Origin of the sequence: Desulfonatronovibrio magnus, from assembly GCF_000934755.1 — a bacterium.
Taxonomy (GTDB): Bacteria; Desulfobacterota; Desulfovibrionia; order Desulfovibrionales; family Desulfonatronovibrionaceae; genus Desulfonatronovibrio; species Desulfonatronovibrio magnus.
On record NZ_JYNP01000098.1, the window covers coordinates 1 to 10292 of the forward strand.

The window sequence follows — 10292 nt, forward strand, 5'->3', positions numbered from 1 at the left end:
TTTTTTCCTTCAATATTAGTAGACCTTCTTCCTCTTCCCTCAGCCATCTTCCCTCAGCCCTTCCTCTCTTCTGTCTTCCTTCAGCCTTCAGCCTAAACACCTTCAGCCTTCCCACCTTCCACCTTCCTCAAGCTGCCTTCAGAGGTTTCAAGTCATCCAGATTGACTGATTGTGCGGCCTTCCACAGATCATACTGAAACTGCAGACGCATCCAGCCTTCTGGTGTTCGACCAAAAACCTTTGATAACCTCAGTGACATTTCCGGGCTGATTCCAGAGTGGCCATTTACTAAAGCTGATAAAGTTTTTCTGGTAACACCAAGGGCTTGGGCTGCCTTGGTCACAGAAACATTCAGGGGTTCAAGGCATAGTTCTCGAATTATTTCACCTGGGTGAGGCGGGTTGTGCATACGCATTTTGTTATCCTCTGTATTAATGGTAATCTTCATAATTTACATCAATAGCATCACCCTTTTTCAATTTGAAAGTGACGCGCCACATCCTCTTCAGCCTTTCTTCCTCTTCCTTCCGCCTTCCGCCTTCCTACCTTCAGCCTTCCCACCTTCAGCCTTCTAACCTTCAGCCTTCCGCCTTCCCGCCTTCAGCCTTATTACTTCCGCCTTCCGCCTTCCCACCTTCAGCCTGTCTTCCCCCCTACTGTATCCTTATCCGAACATTACCCTTAAGCTCATCCAGGAGCTTCTGCCTCATGGCCTGGACAAAGACTTCAACATCCTGCTCGTTGTCCAGATAGGGTTTAGTGGCAACAGAAGCAGCTTTAAAACTCCTGACTGTTCTAACCTTGTCTGGCTTACCTTTCTCTCCATTTACGGGAGTCTCTTTGTGTTTATGTTCTTCAATCTGATCCAAGGCATCATCAAAAGAACTGGAAAAGCGTTCCAGAAGATAGGAGATATTGGGTATGCTTGTTTCCTGCTCAATCTGAGCTTTAATCTGCTGCAGGGGATACAGGACTTTGTTGGAAAAATCAGAATCGGCAGGAGCTGACTCCAGTTCCTTTCTGATGGACTCAATTTCAGGATCAACCCTGTTGACTGCTGCCTGCTTATGCTCCTGTAAAAGCTGATCATTGACCAAAGTGATTCTGGAAACCAGAGGCGCAACTTCCTTGAGCATATTATACGGAGCAGGTGACTGGGCAATGAGGTGCAATCGTTTCAGGTCAGGCGCGCTTTGTTCATTTTTTTCCAGCACTGCCTCATTTCTGGAAAAGTAGGAAATTGATTTCCGCAGACTTTCCCAGGCTGTAATCTGGTTGGTGTAAAAATCATTCAAGGTGTGAATATCGTCTGAAGCATCATTCAGGCTGTCTTTCTCCCTGTTGACAGCCTGAATGAACTCAAAGGTATCGTTTATGCCCAGAAGTTTTCTGATAAGCTTCAGGCAGTCATCAATTTCCTGAAGACCTGGATAATCCCCTGTCCTGGCCAGCTGATGATATCTGGCAAGACTCTTCTGCCACTGGTCCAGTTCCTGACGCAGGAAGGCCTCAAGGGAGTCGGCACTGTCCGGTCCGATCTTGCCGAAAACCTCCTGTCCGGTCTTTCTGGCCTTTGCAATCTCATCAGCAGACGGAACCTTGCGCTTGATTATCTTGACGCTGTTCCACCTGTTGGTTTTGCTTAAGAATTCCAGGGCCTCCCGCTGGACAAGACTGTCTCCGTCCGCAAAGAAGTTCAGTTCCCCGGCCGCATGCAGCCTGGAAACCGCCAGAACAGTCTCCCATTCAGGCCAGCCATAAGGCCGCCGGCCAAAATGCCTGGCCAGATCTCCAAGAAGTACAGGGCTGTTTCTGCCTGACATGAGATCAATGTACTCTCTTACCTCCCTGATAACGTTTTTATTGACAGAGTTAAGTGACTCCCGCACGTTTTCTCTGGCCGAGTCGGATGCCATGACCACTGCCTTGATTTCCTGCAATGGATTGTCGCTAAGACTGCTGAGATAGCTGAACTTGTTGTAAAGATTCTGAATAACGTGTTCCAGAGCTTCTTCCACTGCCCCTCTCGGGTTTGCGGCCTTGATGTTCAGTGTCTGGCCCAGGGCGTAGCAGTCAGCCCGCAGAATAAGCTCTTCCAGAAGACCGGCAATTCTGGATTTTCTGTCCCTGTTTTCATCCTGTTTGTCACGTAGAATTCTCTTGGTTTCTGCAGGCAGGGAAAGGTCCATGTTTTTATGCACATACTTTTCCGTTTGCAGGTAAAGCCTGACTTCACGCTCCAACCCTGAGTCAGAGCCAAGCTTGATCATGATGCTTCCGGAATTTTGTGCAGTATGAGCCAGCATCCCGGTTTCCCCAAGGGCAATATGCTCATCTGACAAAGGGGTAAGCACGGCAAGGCTCAGCTCCTGGTCCAGCTTGGAGCCCAGAGGGTGTCCATCCAGAAAACGGTTGAAACCGTAGTCTCTTTTGTAAGGCTTGTAACGGTGCTCTTTCTGGTCCTTTAAGATTTCCTTGAATACAACTTCTGACAAGAGCCTGGTTTCCTCTGTGCTGGAGACCTCCATTCTTTTGATCCCATCGGTTATGACCCGCTCCTCATTGGTCAGAAAGAAATACAGATCACCGTTGCGGCTGATCAGAGTCTGTTTTTCAAGCCTTTGCAGACCTGCTTCAATCTCCCTTTTGATGGCCAGCCGGTCTGCATCCACCTGGTCTATAAACAAAGTGACCAGGTTTTCAGCCTTGGGCTTCATAATGTTCACATAACGAATCAGGAAAAGTGTCTGCAGCAGGTGCAGATCAAAGGGATTTTCCAGCCCTGGATTGTCCTGGGCCTGATCAATTGTCTTTTTGACCGAAGTATCCAGGAAACTCTCAATGGCCGGGTAAAACTCGTATAAGGGTACAAGCCTGCCTGTGTCATACTGACAGACATTTTTGGCTGCAGACTGAAAGGCATCAAGCATGGAGCGCTCACCTCGGCTCATGTGCATTCCGGAGGCTCCGACCTTGCGGATTGATTCAAAAACCTTCTGGATAAGCTTGAAGTGAAACCCGGCAAAAGGATAACAGGCAGTAAACTCTCTGCTGCTGTTGTAGGATACAAGGCTGGCGCTGTCTTCACTGAAGCTCAGCTGACTCAGCAGGACATCACGCTTGGCCCTGAATATATCTTTGAGAAGGCTTTCCGCTTCAGGGGTCTTTTCAAGGAGCCTGGCATTGATAACCTCGTCAGTATTGGAACTGGACAGGGAAATCCTGGTCTTGAACCTGTCCTGGATTTTGGAGAAATCATTTGTCTTGGAAGACTTAAGGTCTCCAAGGATATAGTCGATATCTTCCTGGGACGTGACCACCACCCAGGCCCGGTCCTGACACAGGCGGCCCAGGTCTTCGGCAATGGTCTGAAGATTGAGCATGAGGTTGCCGTCTGTGCCGATGAACTGACCTACCTCGTCCACAAGAAAAACTACTCTGTGATTATCTCCCTTTTTCTCTATGTAACTACAGACCTGCCTGGCAAAGTTCTCCACTGTGACTACCATGTTCTGCTGGGCCTGATCAAACCACTGCTCTGCAGACTTCATGCTCTGGTCCAGAACTCTGGACATGGACTGAATGATCTGGTCTCTCTTGAAGCCAAAGGCGTCTCTTTCATCATGCCAGTCTGATCCGGTGACTTCTTTATATACCCGGCAAAACTCCTCATGCTTGCCCTGATCGGTCAGGTATCTTTCCATCTCCGCAATATGCAGAGCACCGCCGGAAAAACCCTGCATTTCATTGAAAACCCGCCAGAAAACCTTGAGCACTGCACCACGCCCGTCATCTGCATCTGCCCGGCTGTCGATATTAAACAGGACAGTATCTATGCTCATGGAGGTAGCAAGCTTGATGTCGGCCATGAGCATGGGGTCCTGAATCTTTTCTTCAAAGAAGTTCAAAGCCTGCCTGACTTCTCCGGTCTCAGGGTTGCGGGCCTGGATATTCTGAAGCAGATAGGACAGGATTTTCAGGAAGTGGGATTTACCTGAACCAAAAAACCCGGCTATCCAGACGCCTATGTCGGCAGCAGACATGGAATTCTTTGAGTTTTTTTTGGTATAGACAAAAGCATCAAAGAAATCTCTGAAGTGCCTGTCCAGCTCTTTGGTTACAACGTATTCTTCAAGCTCCTGCCAGACAACGTCCTCATCTCTCTGGTCAGCCTTGACCACGCCATTGATGGGACGAAACAGGTTTTTGGCAAAGATTTCCTTAATCTGCATGAGTAACTCTCCGTTTTTTGTAAGCGCCTCACCCGGGCGGCCGGGATCGAACCTGTGAGTAACTGCCTTGATAAAGGCTGAAGGCTATTAGGCTGAAGGCTGTGTAAAGGCTGTGTAAAGGCTGTGTAAAGGCTGTGTAAAGGCTGAAGGCTATTAGGCTGAAGGCTGAAGGAAGATAAAAGAGCACTTGCACCCCTGGCCCCCAGGCTGGAGCCTTCCCAGTCTTCTTCTTCCTTCTTCCCTTCTTCCTTCAGCCTTCCCCCTTCAGCCTTCAGCCTTCAGCCTCCTTCCCTTCAGCCTTCTACCTTCAGCCTTCTACCTTCAGCCTTCTTCCCTTCTTCCTTCAGCCTTCCCCCTTCAGCCTTCAGCCTCCTTCCCTTCAGCCTTCAGCCTTCAGCCTTCAGCCTTCCCCCTTCAGCCTTCTAACCTTCAGCCTATTCAGCAAGACGAAATGCCCGGTAGTAATTTTTTTCCTTGACCCTGCCGAACAGATGAAGCTTTAGTCCATCGTAGTAGCCAGGGTAGAACACAACCAGAGGTTTATTCTGCATATGGCTCTGGAGATTGTTGAGCAGAGAGTGTGTCCTGACCAAAGGCCAGGCGCTGCCCACGCCAGAGAGCAGAACAAGATCCTGGGCCTCTGGTTTTACCTTTTGAACAAAATATGGGGAAAGTCTGGTTTTGATGTTCAGGGGGTCCTTTAGCGCACTGAGCAGGGCCTGATCTCCTTCCTTTTTCTGCTTGTCATAGCAAAGATCCAGAATCTTGCGGTCTTTCAGATAATCCACAACCAGCTGGAACAGATCTACATGGGCCAGGCAAAGGTCTGGTTTGCGCTTGCTTATCTGATCTTTGATAATTGCAATGAATTTGCGAACCCTGATCTCCTCTTCCGGAGGGTAATCAAAAATATAAAAGGCCACCTCATTGCCTATGCCGGAACCGGCCAGGAGTTCTGGAGAAAGGAGCCTGTCGATCAACTTGTTCAGGCGGTGTTCAAGGTTTGTGCTCACTCAAATACCTCCAGGCATGACAGGATATATTCTTCACTGTGCTCTATAAGCATGAACCTGATTGTTGGGAGAAGATGGAAGGGCAGGATATTCCTTGCCCGGGTGGAATCTATGACTCCGGCCTGAGACAGGATCAGGAAACTTATCTGTCTGACTTTCCCCCGGGTTGATTCTGACCAGGAATCCAGTGTTGGATCAATGGCCGCTCGTTCTTCAAAATAGGAATCCCACTGGGCATGAGTAAGTTCTTTTTTGAAAACCCGCATATTCCCGGCAACAACTGTGGAGACAAAATCTCCAAGGATTGGGCTGTACTTAATGGCTGCGCAAAACAGGGCCTGGGTTGCCTGATCATGTGAACCGTCACTGATCATGCTCCAGAAAGGTTTGGGCAGGGTCATGAGCCTGTTTACAATCAGACTGGCCTGTCTTTTGGTGCTGGATGGACTGCGCTTTTGCAGGAGATTGTCTCTTATGACCTTCTCCATGAGCTCATTTTTCTCAAGCCCCCCGACCATCAGCCGGGCAATCTTCCAACTCTCATTGACAAGCAGGGCACCTGCCACCAGGTCTCCTTTATAGCGTGATGGGGACAAAAGTATCCTCCAGGCTGGTTGATAGAATTATATCTGCAACCGATATATTAGAAGAAGGTAGAAATCAATTTAAAGATTTTTTTAGTGAGGATTTAACGAGTGAGCAACCTTAACTATAATTAGACTTTTAGGCTGAAGGCTGAAGGCTGAAGGCTGAAGGCTGAAGAATTTGAATCATAGACATTTTTGCTCTTGTCAATGTAAAAAATTTCCTGTTTTTTGATGCAGGTTTGATGCGATAAGTAACTAGGCTTTTTCCGCGACCCCGCGCGGAAAAAGAGGCCCCTTCCGGGCAACTGATTGCTATGCCTTTGTAAAGTGGGGCCTGCTTCCAGCAGGCCTTTTTTCAAAACAGCCGGCAGGATGCCGGCTCCACTTACAATTGCCGTAACGACCAACATGTTGGTTTGAAATTTGTGCTAAGCGCCTAGGCTTTTTCCGCGACCCTGCGAGGAAAAAGTGGCCCCTTCAGGGCAAAAGAGACTGCCCACGGAACACACGGAAAAGCACGGAATAAATTCTTTCGCCTTGCGGCGAAGCCTTATCCGCCAGGAGTCTTTTTCCCTGGAGGATAAATTATCACTTTTTCCTTCCGCCTGCCCCGTGAAATTTCTTCTTATTTCACTGGGGTGTCCTTCCGTATGTTCCGTGGGCAAAACCTCCTGGCTCTCTTTGAAAATAAAACAACATGCTGGTTTGAAATTTCCAATATGCGCCTAATTGCACTGTCCCTGTCTAATTCCATATATTTCACTCGGTAAGCAGCTTTTTGACTGACGGCCTCGTGCTTTTGCCGGAATTCACAGATGGAGAAAAAGGAGGTTAACATACATTTTTGAGGCAGACTAAAGTATGCTCTGCCAACTTGGCATTGCCGGCAAGATTTACATCCATTTTGTATTGCTTTTTCTTGACCAACAGGGTGAAGTTTGAGAAGGATTAATCTATCTGATTCTCCTGCAAAAAGTGGGATAGAAGTTTATTCAGCAAAAACATATCCGTAACTATTTTTTTTCTGCCTGCGCCGTGAAATATAAAAGATCAGCGCGACAAATTTCACTAAGGACTCCTGCAACTGCCAAAGGTGTTTATGCAGTCAAATCTTAAATCAAATGATGAGGTTTTAATGTCATGAAAAAGTTGTTATTGGCTGGTTTGATGATCATTTTATGTGTAAGCATTTCCGCTTCAGCCTCTGCTGAAAAAATTCAAAGCTGGCTTGACATCCCTCAGGAAGCCATAACTGAAGAGGGTCTGGCCAGAGTTATTATTGTGTTTGAAGTGCCGGGAATAAGTGCCTTAACCAAAGACTCCGCTCTGGCCAAAGATGGTACAACCTTCCAAACTCCTGAAGAAGCTGACGCTGCATTGAATAGTGCAATACATAGAGCTGGAGATCAGCTGCTCCAGCGCCTTGAAAGCCTCACCAAAAGCAAGGAGCAGGCGTATACCCTTCATCGAAGGTTTGACTTCCTGCCATTGCTGGCCATGGAAATTTCCAGAGATGTCTTCTTAGCATTTAGCTCTGATTCACAAGTTAAGCAAATCCTCCTGGATACTCCAACCCCCCTGCCCATACCTCCTCCAGTAGAGTCTGCTCCATCTGCTGGTTCTGAGGATGATGAACTTACAACCAGTGATGTCATGAGCCTGATTGGTGCTGACAAAGCATGGGCCAGAGGTTATACAGGAACAGACTGGTATGTGGCTATCCTGGATACCGGGATCAGAGCTTCCCATGAACTCTTCAGCGGTAAAGACATTGTTGAAGCCTGCTTTTCAGATCGCGGCCACTGCCCCAACGAGGCCACTACTATGACTGGACCAGGCTCTGCAGCTCATCTTTCTGATGAGTTCTGGAACTATGACCATGGAACTCATGTGGCAGGAACCGCTGCCGGCCTAAGCCCTGACGGCAATGTGACTGGGGTGGCAAAGGACGCTCACATTATCGCTGTAAATATTTTTTCAGGCCATTCCCCTGAAGAGTGTGACATGGATGATCCATGCATCATGTCAAATAGCAGTGACATAGTTGCTGCCCTGCTGTATATTTACAGCCTGCGCAACTCATATAAAATCGGAGCAGTAAACATGAGTCTGGGCGGGGGCAGGTACAGTGAATACTGTGACGATAAAAACAATTACCCCCGTTATATGGCCATCAATCTGCTTAAGGAAGCCAGTATCCCAACTGTTATTGCCTCAGGCAACGACACGTATTGCGGATATGTCAATTCGCCGGCGTGTATTTCTCCCGCCATTACGGTTATGGCCTCCACAAGATCGGACATGGAGGTTAAGTTCAGCAATTGGCATCCCACAATGGGCAATATTTTTGCTCCCGGTCAGAAAATACTGTCTGCTGTAGGTTCTGGAGATGAAGATTATGAAAAATGGAATGGAACGTCCATGGCAGCGCCTCATGTGGCAGGGGCCATGACTCTCATGCGGCAGGCAAGACCATTTGACTCTCCAGACGCTCTGTTTTCCAGACTGATCGAGCACGGGGTATCCATTACAACCCCGTGTCCTGATGGTGGAAGCCAGAAAAGACTCTTTGTGGACAATTTCTATTCTCCAAGAGAAGAAGCTGACATGCTGTTTAACAGGCTGGAAAGGGAATATCCGGATATATTATTCCCTCTTCCCGCGCCCACACAGGTTTCAGATGGCTATATTTATCGCCACTATACTGGCAAGAATGTTTACCTCGCTGTACATGACGGCATGGCCTTTTTCATTGATGAGCAGGGAAATACTGTTGAGCTTGGACCGGTGGATCATCTGGCTTATCCTTAAGTACCTGATTATATGCACTTTACTGGTGTAAAATGACTGATGCCGGCCACGCCTGAACTCAAAAGGAAACCTCCGGACCAGCAAAAATCAGTCAACAGGAACAGACATAACACACTTTTTACGGCATTACAGCTTCAAGATACCAAAGAGGGAGTGATCCCGGAACCAGGGCATCAGCAACACGGGCAAAGGCCTGCTGGCCCGCCAGCAGGTCAGAACCGTCATAACTCAGCTTATTCATTAACACTACTAAGGCAGCATCCTGCTCAGGAAGGTAGTACATATTCGTCTGCCAACCGATATTACCGCCGCTATGACCAAGCCATCCGAAAAGATTTACCATCCCCAGGCCGCCCTTAATTTCGCCGCGTCCTCTTGGTAAGTCGACCCATGTTTTTTGTTCAGCAAACATTTCAGGCGACAGCAGGTATCCTAAGCTAAATGCTCTTGCCCATTTGTGAAGGTCACTGGCAGACGATACCATTGCACCTGCCGTGAAGTCCCACGATAAATCTGAATGGGTAACGTCCTTATCGCCGTCATAACCATGCGCGTGCGGCTCGCGTATGGTTGGGCCTTCGGGAAAGTAGGTGTTATTAAGCTCAAGGGGCCCAGTTATGCTTTCTTTAAGAAACTTCTGTACTGTTTTACCGGTAATTTCCTCGATCAATATCCCGGCCAAAACGTAGCCGGCATTGGAATATTCATACTCCATGCCAGGGCTTCCCTGGGGCTTGCCTCCTGTATAAGTGTTGAACACTTCCCAAGGCGTCCACTTCCGCAAAGGCTCCTCGCGTAGTGCCCGTTGCAACTCTCCATCAGGATCTTCATCTCTTATTCCTGAGGTGTGGTTGAGAAGCATTCTGATAGTAATCTGGTCACCGTTTGGCACATTGCGAAGGAATTTGCCCACAGTATCGTCTAAGTCTAACTCTCCCTGATCCGCCAAGATAAGCACCATCGAAGCGGTAAAGGTTTTGGTTACACTGGCCACTCTAAACTTGTGTTCGGCTTTCATCCACTCGTTGGTGGCTGTGTTTGCCACGCCTTTAACGACTGTCCAGGGTTCATCGTTATGAAGCGAGGTTTTTGCCACCAGGCCTGGTACGTTGTTGTCGACCATCACTTTATATAGGGCATCATTTACCTTTTGGCGGGTTTCATCATGCGAACTTCCTGAACCGCCGCCGCACCCTGAGGACATAAACAGAAGGACCAGCAGGAGCATCCAGTATAGCGATGGTGAAAAAGGAAAGTGCGTCACAGCTCGAGTACTCCAATACAATCCCGTTTTTATAATAAAATCAGTTGGTTACAGTTTTCACATTTTTACGATTTCTGCTTATGATTCATGCACATTTGCCTGAAAAGTTCCGTCAAAGATGGGAACTTTGCGCCTGGCACAGCTTCCTGCCCGGAGGCTTACAGCCCGGAGGGGGACTGTCCCTCGCTGTGTAAATTTTGTCATTAAAGCCAATTTCTTCCAGGAACCAACGCAGTATCAATCTTTTTTATAGTACCTCGCGGGGACTGTCCCAATTTCCAGAAAAGTGACAGACTCGTAAAGTTACTCACAGGTTCGGTCCCGGTCCGCCCAGGTGAAGAGCTTCTAAGTAACTAAAACCAAATAAGTAATAAATTCAAAGTAT

Annotated in this window: 6 protein-coding genes; 1 reads left to right on the top strand and 5 read right to left on the bottom strand. The window is 48.0% G+C overall.

Going from position 1 to position 10292, the window contains the following annotated elements:
* Positions 1 to 127 precede the first annotated feature (127 nt).
* The 4 genes from LZ23_RS10145 to LZ23_RS10165 form a co-directional block, all read right to left on the bottom strand.
* Positions 128 to 448, bottom strand: coding sequence for a HigA family addiction module antitoxin (locus LZ23_RS10145; protein WP_232300461.1), 321 nt, complete (start codon positions 446 to 448; stop codon positions 128 to 130).
* 205 nt (positions 449 to 653) lie between these two features.
* Positions 654 to 4232, bottom strand: coding sequence for a BREX system P-loop protein BrxC (gene brxC / locus LZ23_RS10150; protein ID WP_045213853.1), 3579 nt, complete (start codon positions 4230 to 4232; stop codon positions 654 to 656).
* A gap of 434 nt (positions 4233 to 4666) precedes the next feature.
* Complete coding sequence (locus LZ23_RS10160; RefSeq protein WP_045213856.1) at positions 4667 to 5245, bottom strand: DUF1788 domain-containing protein; 579 nt, start codon at positions 5243 to 5245, stop codon at positions 4667 to 4669.
* Positions 5242 to 5841, bottom strand: coding sequence for a DUF1819 family protein (locus LZ23_RS10165; RefSeq protein WP_052507294.1), 600 nt, complete (start codon positions 5839 to 5841; stop codon positions 5242 to 5244). Before LZ23_RS10165 ends, LZ23_RS10160 begins: the two co-directional genes overlap by 4 nt.
* 1131 nt (positions 5842 to 6972) lie before the next feature.
* Here LZ23_RS10165 and LZ23_RS22575 point away from each other — a divergent pair.
* Entirely contained in the window at positions 6973 to 8643 is a 1671-nt protein-coding gene (locus LZ23_RS22575; protein WP_052507295.1) for a S8 family peptidase, read from the top strand.
* Positions 8644 to 8761: 118 nt separating this feature from the next.
* Here the strand turns inward: LZ23_RS22575 and LZ23_RS10185 are convergent, their stop codons facing one another.
* Positions 8762 to 9907 carry a serine hydrolase domain-containing protein gene (locus LZ23_RS10185; RefSeq protein ID WP_157493186.1) on the bottom strand — a complete coding sequence of 382 codons (1146 nt, stop codon included), beginning with the start codon at positions 9905 to 9907 and terminating at the stop codon, positions 8762 to 8764.
* Between the last annotated feature and the right edge of the window lie 385 nt (positions 9908 to 10292).